The sequence below is a fragment of the Niallia sp. M35 genome (assembly GCF_050971705.1).
Taxonomy (GTDB): Bacteria; Bacillota; Bacilli; order Bacillales; family Cytobacillaceae; genus Niallia; species Niallia circulans_A.
The window spans coordinates 1-265 of the sequence record NZ_JBPCEP010000060.1 but is presented as its reverse complement, the minus strand read 5'-3'; the positions used below and the strand labels follow the sequence as shown (position 1 = coordinate 265).

The following is a 265-nucleotide window of genomic DNA, read 5'->3' as shown; positions in this document are numbered from 1 at the left end:
CGTTTCCTGAATGGCGCGGCTAAGTCTATAGGTTACTCCCCATTCAATCTGGGTGAGATTCCCCCAAATATCGTTTCGATCGACTCTCATCATGCTGTTTCTGGAAATAGGGGTAATATAGGCAGTGGTATCAGCCACATAGTTTTCAAACAATGTTAATAAATCCTCTATTTGCGTCTGGTAGCTTTGGATATTTTTCTTGGATTCCTGCATAAGATCTTCCCAGGCTTCCAGACTCTTTCCCGCGTTCCTCTCTGTATAGCCT

The 265-nt window shown here is 43.8% G+C and carries 1 pseudogene; it reads right to left on the bottom strand.

Annotated features, from left to right (window positions below):
• A pseudogene (locus tag NiCM35_RS26750) lies at nucleotides 1-213 on the bottom strand (hypothetical protein); the annotation flags it as partial.
• Between the last annotated feature and the right edge of the window lie 52 nt (nucleotides 214-265).